We start from the raw sequence: 16,072 nt of genomic DNA on the forward strand, positions 1-16,072 counted from the left end.
TCGCGCGGTGGAGGGGTGTCAGCGTCTCCGCCCCTCCTTCGTTCGCCGTGCCGGGCACCGGCGCTGACACCCCTCCACCGCCCTGCGGGCGGTCCCCCTCCCCTTGCAGGGGAGGATCAGGTGCGGCCGGATCGGGCCCGAGGGGAGGGAGAGCATGACCCCCACCCTCCCCGCCGATTCCCGCCGGTTCCGGGCCGAGCGCGAGGCGGAGTGGCGGCGGCTCGAGCATATCGTCGCCACCGCCGAGGGCAGATCGGTCAAGGCGCTGTCCGACGAGGATCTGCTGGCGCTGCCGGTCCTCTATCGCGGCGCCCTTTCCTCCCTGTCGGTGGCGCGCGAGACGTCGCTCGACCTCGAGCTCGTCTCCTATCTCGAGGAATTGTGCGCCCGCGCCTATTTCTTCGTCTACGGCGTGCGAACCGGTGCCGGCCAGCGGCTGCGCGCCTTCTTCGCGCGCGACTGGCCGGACGCGGTGCGCGGCCTGTGGAAGGAGACGCTCGCCGCCTTTCTGCTCACCCTGGTCGGGATACTGGCGGGCTACGGACTCGTGACCGCGGATCCGAGCTGGTATGACAGCCTGATGCCCGGCGACATGGCGCAGGGCCGCGACTTCCGCGCCTCCGCCGAGCAATTGCGATCCACCCTCTACGATGGCGGCAGCGAGAGCGGCCTCGACCTCTTCGCCGCCTTCCTGTTCACCCACAACAGCCAGGTGTCGATCCTGTGCTTCGCCTTGGGCTTCGCCTTCGGCGTGCCGACCGCGATGCTGCTCGTCTATAACGGCAACACGCTCGGCGCCTTCATGGCGCTGTTCAGCCATCACGGCCTCGGCCTGGAGATGGGCGGGTGGCTCATCATCCATGGCACCACCGAATTCTTCGCGATCATCCTGTCCGGCGCGGCGGGGATCCGCATCGGCTGGAGCGTCATCTTCCCGGGCGAGGAATCGCGCATCGACGCGGCGGCGCGCGCCGGCCGCGGCGCCGCCATCGTCATGGGCGGGGTGGTGATCATGCTGCTCTGCGCCGGGCTGCTCGAAGGGTTCGGCCGGCAGCTCATCACCAGCGACCTCGCCCGCTACGCGATCGGCCTGACGATGCTCGCCGGATGGTCCGCCTATTTCTACCGGCCGCGGCGGATTCCCAATGGCTGACTACGCCGCCGTCAACCGACGCCATCTGATCGGGCGCCGGCGCACACTGGTGACGCCGGAGGGGGTCGATCTGCAGCTCAGCCTGGCCGACGGCGGCCAGCGGGTGGGCGCCTTCCTGCTCGACCTCGTCATCATGTTCGCGGCGCTGATCGCGCTTAGCTTGAGCGCGCTCGCCATCGTCGGCGCGTTCGGCGCCGAAGGCGCGAATGTCGGCGCGATCATCTGGCTGCTCGGCTTCTTCCTGCTCAGGAACTTCTATTTCACCCTGATGGAGATCGGGCCGCGCGCCGCGACCTGGGGCAAGAGGGCGGTCGGCATCCGGGTGATCGCGCGCAGCGGCGAGCGGCTCACCGCCGACCGGGTGATCGCGCGCAACCTGATGCGCGAGATCGAATTCTACCTGCCGCTCTCCTTCCTCCTCTACAACCTCTCGGCCGGGATAAGCGGCGGCTTCACCGCGCTGGCGGGGCTGGTCTGGACGTTGATCTTCCTGCTCTTCCCCCTGTTCAACAAGGACCGGCTGCGCATCGGCGACCTGCTCGCCGGCACCTGGGTGGTGAAGGCGCCCAAGCGCAAGCTGAGCGTCGACACGCTCACCGGCGAGAGCCGCGCCGAGCATTATCGCTTCACCGAGGCCCAGCTCGACGTCTACGGGATCTACGAGCTGCAGACGCTCGAGCAGGTGCTGCGCGACGACCAGGCCGATTCGATCGCCTCGGTGGCGGCGACCATCCGCCACAAGATCGGCGCCGCCGACGAAGGGTGGGACCGCGACTTCCTCGTCGCTTATTACGATGCGGCGCGCGCGCGGATGGAGCGCGGCCTGCTGTTCGGCAAGAGGCGCGAGGACAAGTTCGATAGGGGGAGCTGAGAACGCTCGCATCCGTTCAACGTCATCCCAGCGAAAGCTGGGATCTCAATGCCTTGTCGGAGCCAGCGAAGAGGAAGTGAGATCCCGGCCGTCGCCGGGATGACGGCTAAGGCCCCGCGACGATCCGCTCGGCCTCTTCGAACAGGGCCGGGTCCACGCTCGTGCCCGAGGCGGCGGCATTCTCGTCGACCTGGGCGGGACGGGATGCGCCGACGATGGCGCTGGCGACATTCGGCTCGCGCAGCACCCAGGCCAAAGCGAACTGGGCGAGGCTGAGGCCGGCCTCGGCGGCGAGCGGCTTCAGCCGCTGGACCCGCTCCAATATCTCGTCGGCGAGGAGCCGGTCCATCCAGCCGCCCATCTCCTCGCTGGTCGCGCGGCTGCCCGAAGGCGGCGGGCTGCCGGGGAGATATTTGCCGGTGAGCACGCCCTGGGCGAGCGGCGACCAGACGATCTGCGAGATGCCGTTGGCGGCGCAGAGCGGAATGACCTCGGCCTCGGGATCGCGCCAGAGCAGCGAATATTGCGGCTGGCTGGAGACGAAGCGGGCGACCCCCGCCATGTCGATCGCGGCGCGGATGCGGTCGGTCGGCCATTCGGAGAAGCCGATATAGCGGACCTTGCCGCTGTCGACGGCGCGGGTGAGCGCCTCCATCGTCTCCTCGAGCGGCGTGTCGAAATCGAAGCGGTGGCATTGGTAGAGATCGACATGGTCGGTGCGCAGGCGGCGCAGCGACGCGTCGAGCTGCTTTTCGACCTGGGCGCGGGAGAGGCCGCGATCGGCGTCGCTCATCGGGAAGAAGAGCTTGGTGGCGAGGACGTAGGACGTGCGGGGGCGGCCCGCCAGCGCCTCGCCGAGGAAGGTCTCGGCGGCGCCGCGGCCGTAGACGTTGGCGGTGTCGATGAAGTTGATGCCGACCTCGAAGGCGCGGTCGAGGCAAGCGCGCGCCTGCTCGGCCTCGACGCCGACGCCGTAGGTGAGCCACGAGCCCAGGGAGATTTCGGAGACCATGAGGTCGCTGGCGCCGAGCTGCCGGTATTTCATGCCTTGCCTTTCCTTCGGAATGTCATGGAACGAGCACGGCCGCGCCTTCGATCCGGCCGGCACGCAGAAGATCGAGCGCCTCGTTGGCGCGCTCCAGCGGAAAGGCCGTCGTCTTGGTCGCCACGCCGAGGCGCGCGGCCAATTCGAGGAACTCGCGCCCGTCCGACCGGGTGAGATTGGCGACGGAGAGGATCGCGCGCTCGCCCCACAGATCGGCATAAGGAAAGGCCGGGATGTCGCTCATATGGATGCCGCCGCAGACGACGCGGCCGCCCTTGCGGACGTGGCGGAGCGCTTCGGGCACGAGGGCGCCGGCGGGCGCGAAGATGATCGCGGCGTCGAGCGGCTCCGGCGGGGCCGTGCCTGAATCGGCGGCCGACGCGCAGCCCAGCCGCCGGGCGAAGGCCTGCGCCTTGTCGTCGCCCGGCCGGGTGAAGGCGTGGGCGCGGCGGCCCTGGGCGACCGCGACCTGGGCGAGGATATGCGCCGCCGCGCCGAAGCCGTAGACGCCGAGGGTCTCGGCCTCCCCGGCCAGCTTGAGGGAACGGTAGCCGATCAGGCCGGCGCAGAGCAGAGGCGCCGCCGCGACGTCGCCATAGCCATCGGGGATGGGAAAGCAGAAGCGGGCATCGGCGACGCAGTGGCTGGCAAAGCCGCCGTCGCGGGTGAAGCCGGTGAAGAGCGGATCGTCGCACAGATTCTCGCGGCCGGAGCGGCAATAGGGGCAATGGCCGCAGGTGCGGCCGAGCCAGGGGACGCCGACCCGGTCGCCGATCGCGACGCCGGCGGCGCCCTCGCCGATCGCGGCGACACGGCCGACGATCTCGTGGCCGGGAACGATCGGGAGCGGCCCTTTCAGGTCGCCGTCGGCGACATGGAGGTCGGTGCGGCAGATGCCGCAGGCGGCGACCTCAATCAGAAGCGCGCCGGGACCGGGTTGCGGAATCGGCCGCTCGACGGGTCGGAGCGGTTCGCCGGGCCGATCGAGCTGCATGGCGCGCATCATCCTTTCCTTATGAGCGCCCAGTTGCAATTCGCAACGGCTCCGTTACGCCTTCGGCATGACCCTCCCCGCCTTGTTCGACCGCCTGCGGCTGCCCGTCATCGGCTCGCCGCTGTTCATCGTCTCCAACCCCGACCTCGTCATCGCCCAGTGCAAGGCGGGGATCGTCGGCTCCTTCCCGGCGCTGAACGCGCGGCCGCAGTCGATGCTCGACGAATGGCTGCACCGGATCACCGAGGAGCTCGCCGCCTGGGATCGCGACCATCCCGAGGCGCCGGCGGCGCCGTACGCGGTCAACCAGATCGTCCATCGCTCCAACGCGCGGCTGCAGGAGGATCTGGCGACCTGCGCGAAGTGGAAGGTGCCGATCGTCATCACCTCGCTGGGCGCGATCCCCGAGCTCAACCAGGCGGTGCAGGGCTGGGGCGGGATCACGCTGCACGACATCATCAACGACCGCTTCGCCCACAAGGCGATCGACAAGGGCGCGAACGGCATCATCGCGGTGGCGGCCGGTGCCGGCGGCCATGCCGGGCGGCTGTCGCCCTTCGCCCTCGTGCAGGAGATACGCGCCTGGTTCGACGGGCCGCTCATCCTTTCGGGCGCGATCGCCAACGGCCACGCGATCCTGGCCGCGCAGGCGATGGGCGCCGATCTCGCCTATATCGGCTCGCCGTTCATCGCCACCGCCGAGGCCCATGCCGCCGACGCCTACAAGCAGGCGATCGTCGAGGGCCATGCCGACGACATCGTCTATTCGAGCCTCTTCACCGGCGTCCACGGCAATTATCTCAAGGCGTCGATCCGCGCTGCCGGCCTCGATCCCGACGCGCTGCCCGAGGGCGATATCAGCACGATGGACTTCGCCACCGGCACCTCCAAGACGAAGGCGTGGAAGGACATATGGGGCTCCGGCCAGGGCATCGGCGCAGTGACAGAGGTGCTGGCGGCGGGCGACTATGTCGCGCGCCTGGCGGCGGAATATGAAAAGGCGAAGGAAGAGCTGAGGGCGAAAGCGGGGCTATAAGGGGCGGACGAGGCGCGCAAGGCCGGTGCCGCGGCAGCGGCCGATGAGCCTCGCGTCGGCGGTCACGAGCTGGACGTCCAGCTCTCGGGCGAGCACCAGGAAGAAGCAGTCACAGACCGGATGGCCAAGTTCCAAGGCCACCTCGAGCGCAGGCTCGGCCAGCGGAGCGGATGGCTGGAGAAGAAGGGTCGTCCTGAGGAGCGAGAGGACCGGCTCGGACTGGGCGGTCTCGATCTCTCCTCTCCGAACCTTCTTCCAGAGCGCATTGGCGATCTCGGCGAGGATCAGGTCCGGCGCATGGAGCTCGCCGCCGATCAGGGCCCCGGCGCGATCGCTCTCGGTTCCTGCACATACCATTTGAGGGCGACGCTGCTGTCGACGACCAGCGTCAAGGCCCGCGATATCCTTCCCGATCCTCGCGAATGAGCTGCTCGCTGGGCGTCTGCGCCACGTCCTTGGGAGTCATGGCCCGCAATCGCCGCGACAGCTCGACAAGCTCGTCGCGGCGGCGCGGCGTCATCGGCTTCGCCCGGCGTAGCGCGTCGCGCAACTCCGCCTCGAGCGAGCGGCCGTTCAGGCGTGCCGACTCGCGATACGCGTCGAGAAGTTCCTCGTCGATATTGCGGATCAGCGCCTGTGCCATGAGTAGAAGCTATCATTTCGCTATCACCCGGTCGACGCATCGAGCGATATCGACGAGGGCGCCATGACGCGCCGATGCCAGGACGAGCAGCCCGCCAGCCTTGGGATGGGAAGAAACCGGCTAAGCCGCCTTCTTGAGGTGCCGCCTTCCGAGCAATTCGGCGATCTGGATCGCGTTCAAGGCCGCGCCCTTGCGGAGATTATCGGAGACGCACCACAGGTTGAGGCCGTTCTCGATGGTCGGGTCCTCGCGGACGCGGCTGACATAGGTGGCATATTCGCCGACGCACTCGACCGGCGTGACGTATCCGCCGTCCTCGCGCTTGTCGACGAGCATGATCCCGGGCGCCTCGCGCAGGATCGACTGCGCCTTCTTCGCCGAAATCTCCTCCTCGAACTCGATATTGATCGATTCCGAGTGGCCGACGAAGACCGGCACGCGCACGCAGGTCGCGGTCACCTTGATCTTCGGATCGAGGATCTTCTTGGTCTCGACGACCATCTTCCATTCCTCCTTGGTCGAGCCGTCGTCGAGGAAGGAATCGATGTGCGGAATGACGTTGAACGCGATCTGCTTGGTGAACTTCACCGGCTGGTTGGAATCGCCGACGAAGATGTTGCGGCTCTGCTCGAACAATTCGTCCATGCCCGCCTTGCCGGCCCCGGAGACCGACTGGTAGGTCGACACGACCACCCGCCGGATCCGGGCGAAATCATGGAGCGGCTTCAGCGCGACGACCATCTGCGCGGTCGAGCAGTTCGGGTTGGCGATGATGTTCTTGCGCCGGTAGAGATCGATCGCATCCGGATTCACCTCGGGCACGATGAGCGGCACGTCCGGGTCCATCCGGTAGAGCGAGCTGTTGTCGATCACCGTGCAGCCCGCGGCGGCCGCCCGCGGCGCATGGATCTTTGTCGGTCCGGAGCCCGCGGCGAACAGGGCCATGTCCCAGCCGGCGAAATCGAAATGCTCGATATTCTTGACGGTGAGCTTGCGGTCGGTCTCGCCGAACTCGATGACGTCGCCGGTCGAGCGGGGCGACGCCACCGCCGCCACCTCGTCGACGGGGAATTCCCGCTCGGCGAGAATGTTCAGCATCTCGCGCCCGACATTGCCGGTCGCGCCGACGACGACCACCCGATAGCCCATGATCCGCCTTTCGAAAGAGAATGAGGCAGCGATCTAATGGGCCGAGGTCCGGAAACCAAGGCACAGGCCGCGGCCGCGGCACAAAAGCCGTCGGCCAGGCCCCGATTTCCGGGTTTATTCTGCCGCCTCGCGCTTCCTTCGCCACATCTGCTATAAGCGAGTCGGCGGCGCCTGGGGGGCGCCTGGGCGCCGGCCTCGATCAAGGAGAGGCCTGATGGCTGCGACTCAGACGATCCCGACCGACATGGCGATGCCGGCCGATCCCGTGCCGGTGCGAACGATCGACTCTTCAGACCTCGGCGCCGTGCTGCGCGAGGGCTATGGCGACTTCCTCGACAAGCGCGGCGACCTGCTCTTCATCGGGCTCATCTATCCGATCATCGGCTTCGCCGCGGCCGTCGTCTCCCTCGGCGGGGCGCTGATCCCGCTCTTCTTCCCGATCTCCGCCGGCATCGGCTTCCTCGGGCCGGTCGCCGCGCTCGGCTTCTACGAACTGGCGCGGCGGCGCGAAGCCGGGCTGGACTCGCGCTGGCGCCATTTCTTCGACGTCACCCGTCGTCCGTCCTGGGAGGCGATCGTCGCCGTCACCGGCATCCTGTTCGTGCTCTTCTTCGCCTGGGTGGCGGCCGCCTGGATCCTCTATGCCGCCTTCATCGGCGCGATGCCCGAGACGATGGGCGACTTCCTGCGCGCCGTCTTCACCACCCGCGAGGGCTGGGGCCTGATCCTCGTCGGCAATCTGGTCGGGCTGGGCTTCGCCGCGCTCGTGCTGACGGTGAGCGTCGTGTCGCTGCCGATGCTGGTCGATTGCGATGTCGACGCGCGCACCGCTTTGTCGACGTCGTGGCGGGCGGTGATGGCCAACAAGGCGGTCATGTTCCGCTGGGGAATCATCGTCGCCGTCCTGCTCGTCCTCGGCTCGATCCCGGCCTTCATCGGCTTGGCCTTCGTGCTGCCGTGGCTCGGCTACGCCACCTGGCACCTCTACACCCGGCTGGTCGACCGCAGCGCGCTCGCGACCTGCGGCGAATAGATCACGCCTCCTTTCGACCGCGCGGAGGGCGCGATTCCTCCGCGTGAACGCCGCCGCGGCCTCTGCTATGCCCCCTGAAAAGGGGGAGTGGGATGGTTCGAGCCGGTCTCATCTTGTCGGCAGCCTTGCTGCTCCTGCTGGCGGCGATGACGGTCAAGGGCGCGCTGATCGCCCTGCCCTCGCCGCCGCACGCGCCCAGCGGCGCCGGCTTCGACGCCCATCGCGCCGCAGACCGCCTGGCACGCGTGCTGGGCGACGAGAGCGCGCACCCGGTCGACAGCGACGCGAATGACGCGGTGCGGGCCCGGCTGATCGCCGAGATGCGCTCGGCCGGGCTGGAGCCGCGGGTGACGGACGGCTTCGCCTGCAACGGCTTCGCCCGCTACCGCGCGGTCGCCTGCGCCCGGGTGCGCAACGTCGTCGCGACCATCGTGCCGGCCGCCGCCGTGGCGCGCGGACGGCCGCATCTGATGCTGTCGGCCCATTATGACGGCACCTTCGCCGGCCCGGGCGCGGCCGATGCCGGCATCGGCATCGCCACCCTGCTCGAGACCGCGGCGCTGATCAGAGGCCGCGAGATAGCGTGCCCGGTCACCTTCCTGTTCAACGAGGGCGAGGAGATGGGACTGATCGGCGCCCGCGACTTCCTCGACCGCGATCCGCTCGCGCCGCGGGTCGGGGCCTTGCTCAACTTCGAGGCGCGCGGCGTCACCGGCCCCGCGACGATGTTCGAGACCAGCCGTCCGAACGCGGCCGCCATCGCCCGCTTCGCCCGCGCCGCCGACCGGCCGCTCGCCAATTCGATGACCACCGATCTCTACCGGCTGATCCCCAATTCCACTGACGTCGCCGTGTTCGAGGAACGCGACTGGACGATCCTCAACTTCGCGATCATCGGCAACGAGACGCGCTATCACAGCCCGGGCGACGAGCTCGCCGCGCTCGACCGCCGCAGCCTACAGCATATGGGCGACCAGGCGGTCGCTCTCACCGTCGATTTCGCGACGCGCGAGGCGCCGGCGGCGCAGGGCGAGCGTCTCTATGCCGACCTGCTCGGACGGCAGCTGGTGACGATGCCGGCGGCGTTCGGGCTGGTCATGCTCGTCATCCTCCTGATCTTCTTCCTGCTCGAAAGCTGGCGGCGGCGGGCGCTGGGCCGGCCGCTGGGCGCGTTCGCCATCGCCATGGCCGGCGCCGGCGCGGTCGCTCTGATCGGGCAGCTCATCCTCGGGCTGATCCGCGCCGGCGACTATATGCGCGGCCATCCCTGGGTGACCGAGCTCGCCGTCTACGGCTCGGCGATGGCGGCGGGCCTGGTGGCGCTGCGGCTGATCGCGCGCGAGGCCGAGATCGGGAAGCTCCGCGCCGCTTACTGGCTGTTCTTCCTGCTGCTCGGCGCCGGCCTCGCCTCGGTGGCGCCCGGCGGCACCGTCTACTTCCTGTTCCCGCCGCTGATCGCCGGGCTCGGAATGTCGATCGAGCGGTGGCGGCCGGGCGCCGAGCGGATCGGCGCGCTCCTCGCCCTCCTCCTCCTCTTCCTCAGCTTCGGTCCGGCTCTGTCGCTGTTCGAGGAATTGATGAGCAATGGCCCGCACTGGATGTTCGCGCCGATCGGCGCGCTTATCCTACTCCCGGCGCTGGTCGAGCTCAGGCCGCTCATGAATCGGGTGCCGCCGAGCCGGCTCGATGCGGCCGCTGCCGCCTTGTTCGTCCTGCCCTGGATCGCGGTGGCGCTGACGCCGGCCTATAGCGAGGATCGGCAGCAGCTCTTCACCCTCGAGCATGTCGCCGACACGGATTCCGGACAAGCTTGGTGGGCGGTCAACAATGACGGTGCGCCGGTGCCTTATGCCGGCCGCTGGGAGAGGATTGAGCTGCCCCACACGTCGCGCCGGCGCTGGGCGCTGGCGGCGCCGGCCTTCGACGCGCCCGCGCCGGAGGTCGAGCGGGTCGGCGAGGTTCGGACGGCGCAAGGCCGCCGGGTCCGGCTGCGGCTGCGGACCCGGGGTGCGGAGGCGGTGAGCCTGGTCGCGCCCGCAGAGGCGCCCCTGCGCGGCGCCGGCGTGCCGGGACGGCTGCGGCCGCTCGGCAGAGGCTCGGGCGAAGACAAGAGGATCGTGCGCTGCATCGGGCGAAGCTGTGACGGCGCCCTGATCGAGCTGGATCTCGCCGGGACCGCACCGGTGGAGCTTACCCTGATCGGCACGCGCACCGGACTACCGCCGCAGGGCGCGGCGCTGGCGGCGCAGCGTCCCCGACTGGCACGGCCGCAATATGCGCCCGATTCCAGCATCGCCGTGCGTCGGGTGCGGTTGTGAGGGGAGATACTGGTGCGCACGTCGGCGATTTGCGCTAATCGGCGCCCGTGGCCGACTTGTTCCAGGACCAGGCGCCGCCGCCGCCCCCGCGCGACGAGGGGCCGGCGGAGGATGCGCCGCTCGCCGACCGGCTGCGGCCGCGACGGCTCGACGAGGTGGTCGGGCAGGAGCATCTGACCGGGCCCGACGGCGCGATTGGGCGGATGGTCGCCGCCGGCAAGCTCGCCTCGATGGTCCTGTGGGGGCCGCCTGGCACCGGCAAGACGACGATCGCCCGGCTGCTCGCCGATGCGGTCGGCATGCGCTTCGTCGCCATCTCGGCGGTCTTCTCGGGAGTCGCCGACCTCAAGAAGGTCTTCGCGGAATCGCGCGAGCACCGGCGGCTCGGCCGGCAGACCTTGCTGTTCGTGGACGAGATCCACCGCTTCAATCGCGCTCAGCAGGACGGCTTCCTCCCCTATGTCGAGGACGGCACGGTGGTGCTGGTCGGCGCGACCACGGAGAATCCGTCCTTCGAGCTCAACGCCGCCTTGCTGTCGCGGGCGCAGGTGCTGATCCTCAATCGGCTCGACGCCGCGGCGCTGTCCCAGCTGCTCGACCGCGCCGAGGCGCTGGTCGAACGGGCGCTTCCGGTGACGCCGGAGGCGCGCGAGGCGCTCGTCGCCACGGCCGACGGCGACGGCCGTTTCCTCCTCAATCAGGCGGAGACCCTGTTCTCGGTCGAGCTCGCGGCACCGCTCGATCCGGCCGGACTGGCCGCCCTGCTGCACCGGCGGGTCGCGGTCTACGACAAGGACCGCGAGGGCCATTACAACCTCATTTCGGCGCTCCACAAGGCGATGCGCGGCTCCGACCCCCAGGCCTCGCTTTACTATCTCGCGCGCATGCTGACCGCCGGCGAGGAACCGCTCTACGTGCTGCGGCGGATCGTCCGCTTCGCTTCCGAGGATATCGGCCTCGCCGACCCCAACGCGCTCGTCCAGTGCCTCGCCGCGAAGGATGCCTACGACTTCCTCGGTTCGCCGGAGGGCGAGCTCGCGATCGTGCAGGCCTGCCTCTATTGCGCCACCGCGCCCAAGTCGAACGCCGCCTACAAGGCGCAGAAGGCGGCCTGGTCGTCGGCCCGTGAGACCGGGTCGCTGATGCCGCCCAAGAACATCCTCAACGCGCCGACGAAGCTCATGAAGCAGATCGGCTATGGCAGGGACTATCGCTACGACCATGACCAGGAAGGCGGATTTTCAGGCGACAATTACTGGCCGGAGGAGATGGAGCCGCGGAGCTTCTACCGACCGACCGACCGCGGCTTCGAGCGCAAGGTGGCCGAGCGGATCGCCTGGTGGGACGAGCAAAGGCGGGAACGCAAGGACTAGGCTGGCGCTGCTGGCGCTGCTGCTCGGGGCGCCGGCGGCGGCCCAGGCGCCGACGGAAAGCGAGCTCTACGACCGGGCGCTGGCGGCCGGATACAAGGCGCAGTTCCTCTGCTCCGGCCTTTGGAACGGCGGCCGCACCCAGACGCAGATCGAGGCGGACGAACTCGCCGGCATATACGAGCGCATCCAGGCGATCGTGCCCACGCTGCCAGCCGAGATCGACCAGGAGCGGCGCCAGGTGCGGGTCGCGTTCGGCGAGGCGATGCCACCTCGAACCGCGCAATGGCGACCGGGGCTGGGCTGCGCGTCGCTGCCGATCGGCGCGTCGCCCGAGGCCGGCGCCCACGTGCCTGCACTTGCACCGGACTTCGATATTGCCGCTTTCGACAGCCGGCCATGGCCCATGGGCGACGGCCGCGGACGCATCGGCGCCACTGCCGGCACTTCGGGGCTGCAGCTGCTCGCATCGAGCGTCATCGCCCAAGACCAATATGGCGGCCGGAGCAGCGCCGTTCTGGTCGTCCACCGGGGGCGGATCGCGGCCGAAGGCTATGGTCGCGGCCATGACCTGCATACCACCCAGCGAACCTGGTCGGTGGCGAAGTCGCTGGCGGGGACGCTGATCGGCCATGCCGTCCAGCGCGGGCTGATCCGGACCGACGCGCCGGCCGACCTTGCCGCATGGCGATCCCCGGGCGATCCGCGCGCCGCGATCAGCGTCGACCAGCTGATGCGGATGGCGAGCGGCCTCACCAGCGATACCGCCGGCAACCGCACCGACGATCTCTATATGGGTGGAACGGCGGTCACGGACCGATCGCCGCGCTGGCCCCTGCTCCACCCGCCGGGAACGCGGTTCCGCTACGCCAATAACGACACTTTGCTGGCGACGATGGCCCTGATGGAGCGGCTGCCGACGGAGGAGCGGCTCGGCTTCCCCATCGCCTTCTTCCGCCGGATCGGCATGACCCGGACGATCGCCGAGACCGACTGGCAGGGGAATTTCATCCTTTCGAGCCAGGTGTGGACCAGCGCGCGCGACCTCGCGCGCCTGGGCCTGCTCTACCTCAACGACGGGATCTGGCAGAGCGAGCGGCTGCTCCCCGAAGGCTGGCGGAATCATGTCACGCGGCCCAGCGGCCCGCAGCCGGAGGGCGAGTTCGGCTATGGCGCGACCTTCTGGCTGATGAGCCGGAGCGAGGGCGTCCCCGCCGATGCCTTCGCCGCCTTCGGCAATCGCGGCCAATATCTGGTGATCGTGCCGTCGCGCGACCTGGTGATCGTCCGGCGCGGCTACGACACCAGCGCGGAACGGTTCGACGTCGCCGCCTTCACCGCCGCGGTGGTGGCGGCGCTCGAGTGAGCAGGATGGCCGAAGCTCCGTCGTTCGAGAGCTGGGCGGACCTCACCGCCTTCGCCCTGTCGCTGCCGGAGACCGAGCTTTCCACCTCCTACGGCCGGCCGGCGGTGAAGGTGCGCGGCAAGGCGTTCGTCTATCCCGGCCGCGAGCCGGGCAGCTTCGCGGTGTCGACGCCGATGGACGAGAAGGCGCTGCTCATGGAGACCGAGCCCGACAGCTTCTGGGAGACGCCCCATTATCGCGGCTGGCCGGCGGTGCTGGTCCGCTACGGCAGCCCGTCGCGCGAACGGATCGAGACCTTGATCGAGCGCGCCTGGTGGGACCGGGCGAGCAAGGCACAAAGGGCGCTTCGCGGCGGCCAAAGGCCGTAAGGCCGGGCCGGCTACCCATGGGATGGCGTTGGCGCGCCGGCTCCCTATTTCGCCCGCCGTGTTGGCGGGACCCGGCTTGCGTCGCGGTGACGATGAGAGGTGGCGCTTCTTGCCTGATTTCCAACGTTTTGCCGCCATCGACTGGTCGGGCGCCAAGGGCCGGCGGCACAAGGGCATCGCCATCGCCGTGTGCGAGGCGGGCGCTACGGCGCCGGTGCTGGTGCGGCCCGGTCATGCCTGGTCCCGCACCGAGGTGCTGGAATGGCTGCTGGACGAGGCCGAGGCGGCGCCGACGCTGTTCGGCTTCGACTTCAGCTTCGTCCCACCGATCGCTGAACGGGGGGACTATCTGCCCGGAGACGAGACTCCCCGGGAAGCCAAGGGCTTCTGGGCCTATGTCGACGCCTGCTCGGACGACGAGGATCTCGGGGCGGCCAGCTTCCTCGAGCGGGTCCATCGCCGCCATTTCTATTTCGGCGCCGCCGACGGGGTGAAGCGTGACTATCTTCATCATCGCGTCTGCGAGCATGCCTTCAACGCCACCGGCGGCGGCAAGGCCTCGACGCTCTATGACGCGATCGGCGCGGCGCAGGTCGCCAAGGCGAGCTTCGCCGGCATGCGGCTGCTGAATCGGCTGGAAGGGCGGGTGCCGGTATGGCCCTTCGACGCGATTCCCGCCAAACCGACCAGCGCGGTGGTCGAGATCTACACGCGGGTGTTCATCCGGCTGGCGGGCCTCAGTGGGCGCAAGGTGAGGACGCTGGATCAGCTCGATGCAGCGCTGACGGCGCTGGGAAGCGAGACCCTGCGGATGACGCGCGAACCGAACGACCACGAAACCGACGTCCTGATCGCGGCCGCCGGGCTGCGGACGATCGCGCCCGAACGCCCCTATTGGTCTCCCCCGGCACTGACCCCTCTCCTCGCGCGAACCGAAGGATGGACGTTCGGCGTTCTCTAGGCGCTTTCCCCCCGGACGGCCTCCGCTATGTTACCGCTCACATAGGGGAGGATGACGATGATGCGCTTCATTGACCGGCTACGGCTGCTCGTCCTGGCTTTCGCCGTCGTCCCGGTGGCGGCGCCGGCGCAGGCACCGCCAAGCGAGCATTGGGTGCGCAGCTGGACGACGACGCTTCAGGTGCCGGAAGACCGCAACGCTTTGCCCTCCGCCGACCTCCAGGACGCGACCTTGCGGCAGGTCGTTCGGCTGACCATCGGCAGCGAGCGGCTGCGCGTGCGGGTATCGAACCTTTTCGGCACGGAGCCGCTGCGCGTGCGATCGGTGCATGTCGCGCGCTCCGCGGATCCGGCGACCTCGCGGATCGATCCGGCGACCGACCGGGCGGTCACCTTCGGCGGGCGCTCCGAGATCCTCGTCCCCGCCGGTGCCGACTTTGTCTCCGATCCGGTCGCGCTGGCGGCGCCGCCGATGAGCCACCTCACCATCTCCATGCACCTGCCGGAGGCGCCGGCGCGGCAGACGAGCCACCCCGGTTCACGGGCGACGTCCTACGTCGTCCATGGGGATCACGCCGCCGCCGAGGCGCTACCGGAGGCGCAGAAGGTGGTCCATTGGTACCAGCTTGCCGCGGTCGACGTGGTCGCGCCGCGGGAGGCGGAGGCGATCGTCCTCTTCGGCGATTCGATCACCGACGGCTTCGGCGTCCAGCCCGACACCGACACGCGCTGGCCCGATTTCCTGGCGCGGCGGCTCCATGCCGACCCGCGCACGCGCCACCTCGCCGTGCTCAATCAAGGACTCAGCGGCAACCGGATCATGCGCGACGGGCTGGGACCGAATGCGATGGCGCGGTTCGACCGCGACGTGCTCGGCCAGCCCGGCGTGCGCTACCTGATCGTGCTGATCGGGGTGAACGATCTCGGCACCCTCACCCGCGATGCGCCGGCGAGCCCGGAGGCGCATCGCCAGCTCGTCGCCGACATGATCGGCGGCTTTGCCCAGATGGTGCAGCGCGCGCGCGAGCGCGGGATCAAGGCGATCGGCGCGACCATCCTGCCTTACGGGCCTTCCGAATATTATCATCCCGACGCCGCCAACGAAGCGGACCGGCAGGCGGTGAACGCCTGGATCCGGACGCCGGGCCATTTCGACGCCGTCATCGATCTCGACGCGGCCTTGCGCGACCCGGCCGATCCGACGCGAATGGCGGCGCGCTGGGATTCGGGTGACGGGCTTCACCCGTCGATCGCCGGTTACGAGGCGATGGCGGCGGCGGTCGACCTGGACCTGTTTTTAGAGCCGTGAGGCCCCTTTTTCCTCCCCGCGATTTCGCGGGGAGGGAGACCGTGCGCAGCATGGTGGAGGGGAATTCTTGCGCTGAAGACGCCACTCCACCGCACTTCGTGCGGTCCCCCTCCCCGGTAAAAGCCTGGGAGGAAATACGGGCTAGCGCGAAAGCGCCCGCCGACTTGCCTGAGGGCCGAGATAGGTGGGGGGGCGGCTCTCGGTTCAGCACGACGCGCCGGAAGGCCAGGCCCGGATCGACCGCCCGGAGCCGGACCGTGCGGCGCCTGGGCGGTCGATGCGGTGGCGGCTGGTTCGGACCCAGCCGAGGACGGCTCGCATGTCCGCCACCGCGCGGGCGACGCCAGGCGCCTGGTCGGCGTCGACGAGGATCGCCGCAGGCGTGCCGGCGTCGATGAGCGCCATCGCGCCGGAGCCGGAATCGGTGGTCAGCGAGCCGGCCGCCCGAGTGCCGGCC

Annotated in this window: 16 protein-coding genes; 10 read left to right on the forward strand and 6 right to left on the reverse strand. The window is 69.4% G+C overall.

The window, feature by feature from the left end; translation table 11 throughout:
* Positions 1-154 precede the first annotated feature (154 nt).
* Positions 155-1,153 (forward strand): stage II sporulation protein M, encoded by a 999-nt coding sequence (locus DDE10_RS04775; protein ID WP_114951513.1) that lies wholly within the window; start codon positions 155-157, stop codon positions 1,151-1,153.
* Positions 1,146-2,024, forward strand: coding sequence for an RDD family protein (locus DDE10_RS04780; protein ID WP_114951514.1), 879 nt, complete (start codon positions 1,146-1,148; stop codon positions 2,022-2,024). Before DDE10_RS04775 ends, DDE10_RS04780 begins: the two co-directional genes overlap by 8 nt.
* A gap of 106 nt (positions 2,025-2,130) precedes the next feature.
* Here the strand turns inward: DDE10_RS04780 and DDE10_RS04785 are convergent, their stop codons facing one another.
* On the reverse strand, positions 2,131-3,069 hold the full coding sequence (locus DDE10_RS04785; RefSeq protein WP_114951515.1) for an aldo/keto reductase family protein: 939 nt from the start codon (positions 3,067-3,069) through the stop codon (positions 2,131-2,133).
* Between the two features lie 22 nt (positions 3,070-3,091).
* A complete protein-coding gene (locus DDE10_RS04790) occupies positions 3,092-4,072 on the reverse strand; it encodes a zinc-dependent alcohol dehydrogenase family protein (protein WP_114951516.1) in 981 nt (326 codons plus the stop codon).
* 58 nt (positions 4,073-4,130) lie between these two features.
* On the opposite strand from DDE10_RS04790, the gene DDE10_RS04795 reads away from it, so the two are divergent.
* Complete coding sequence (locus tag DDE10_RS04795; protein ID WP_114951517.1) at positions 4,131-5,099, forward strand: NAD(P)H-dependent flavin oxidoreductase; 969 nt, start codon at positions 4,131-4,133, stop codon at positions 5,097-5,099.
* Here DDE10_RS04795 and DDE10_RS04800 read toward each other — a convergent pair.
* From DDE10_RS04800 to DDE10_RS04810, 3 genes are all read right to left on the reverse strand, one after another.
* Complete coding sequence (locus DDE10_RS04800) at positions 5,094-5,456, reverse strand: type II toxin-antitoxin system VapC family toxin (RefSeq protein WP_114951518.1); 363 nt, start codon at positions 5,454-5,456, stop codon at positions 5,094-5,096. The genes DDE10_RS04795 and DDE10_RS04800 overlap by 6 nt on opposite strands.
* Before the next feature lie 31 nt (positions 5,457-5,487).
* On the reverse strand, positions 5,488-5,742 hold the full coding sequence (locus tag DDE10_RS04805; protein ID WP_284734443.1) for a FitA-like ribbon-helix-helix domain-containing protein: 255 nt from the start codon (positions 5,740-5,742) through the stop codon (positions 5,488-5,490).
* A gap of 120 nt (positions 5,743-5,862) precedes the next feature.
* Positions 5,863-6,891, reverse strand: a complete 1,029-nt coding sequence (locus DDE10_RS04810; RefSeq protein WP_114951519.1) for an aspartate-semialdehyde dehydrogenase — start codon at positions 6,889-6,891, stop codon at positions 5,863-5,865.
* 214 nt (positions 6,892-7,105) lie between these two features.
* On the opposite strand from DDE10_RS04810, the gene DDE10_RS04815 reads away from it, so the two are divergent.
* The 7 genes from DDE10_RS04815 (at position 7,106) to DDE10_RS04845 (ending at position 15,615) form a co-directional block, all read left to right on the forward strand.
* Entirely contained in the window at positions 7,106-7,924 is an 819-nt protein-coding gene (locus DDE10_RS04815) for a DUF2189 domain-containing protein (protein WP_284734444.1), read from the forward strand.
* Positions 7,925-8,016: 92 nt separating this feature from the next.
* On the forward strand, positions 8,017-10,242 hold the full coding sequence (locus DDE10_RS04820; protein ID WP_114951520.1) for a M28 family peptidase: 2,226 nt from the start codon (positions 8,017-8,019) through the stop codon (positions 10,240-10,242).
* Positions 10,243-10,289: 47 nt separating this feature from the next.
* Complete coding sequence (locus DDE10_RS04825; protein WP_432653700.1) at positions 10,290-11,615, forward strand: replication-associated recombination protein A; 1,326 nt, start codon at positions 10,290-10,292, stop codon at positions 11,613-11,615.
* A 79-nt stretch (positions 11,616-11,694) separates the two neighbouring features.
* Positions 11,695-12,978: a serine hydrolase domain-containing protein gene (locus tag DDE10_RS04830; RefSeq protein ID WP_284734463.1), complete on the forward strand. Its 1,284-nt coding sequence runs from the start codon at positions 11,695-11,697 to the stop codon at positions 12,976-12,978.
* Between the two features lie 5 nt (positions 12,979-12,983).
* Positions 12,984-13,346, forward strand: coding sequence for an MmcQ/YjbR family DNA-binding protein (locus DDE10_RS04835; protein ID WP_114951521.1), 363 nt, complete (start codon positions 12,984-12,986; stop codon positions 13,344-13,346).
* 109 nt (positions 13,347-13,455) lie between these two features.
* Positions 13,456-14,307: a hypothetical protein gene (locus DDE10_RS04840; RefSeq protein WP_114951522.1), complete on the forward strand. Its 852-nt coding sequence runs from the start codon at positions 13,456-13,458 to the stop codon at positions 14,305-14,307.
* A 57-nt stretch (positions 14,308-14,364) separates the two neighbouring features.
* Positions 14,365-15,615 carry an SGNH/GDSL hydrolase family protein gene (locus DDE10_RS04845; protein WP_284734445.1) on the forward strand — a complete coding sequence of 417 codons (1,251 nt, stop codon included), beginning with the start codon at positions 14,365-14,367 and terminating at the stop codon, positions 15,613-15,615.
* A gap of 204 nt (positions 15,616-15,819) precedes the next feature.
* Here DDE10_RS04845 and DDE10_RS04850 read toward each other — a convergent pair whose 3' ends face one another.
* Positions 15,820-16,020: a hypothetical protein gene (locus DDE10_RS04850; protein WP_114951523.1), complete on the reverse strand. Its 201-nt coding sequence runs from the start codon at positions 16,018-16,020 to the stop codon at positions 15,820-15,822.
* Positions 16,021-16,072: the final 52 nt, after the last annotated feature.

The sequence above is a fragment of the Sphingosinicella terrae genome, from assembly GCF_003347635.1.
Taxonomy (GTDB): domain Bacteria; phylum Pseudomonadota; class Alphaproteobacteria; order Sphingomonadales; family Sphingomonadaceae; genus Allosphingosinicella; species Allosphingosinicella terrae.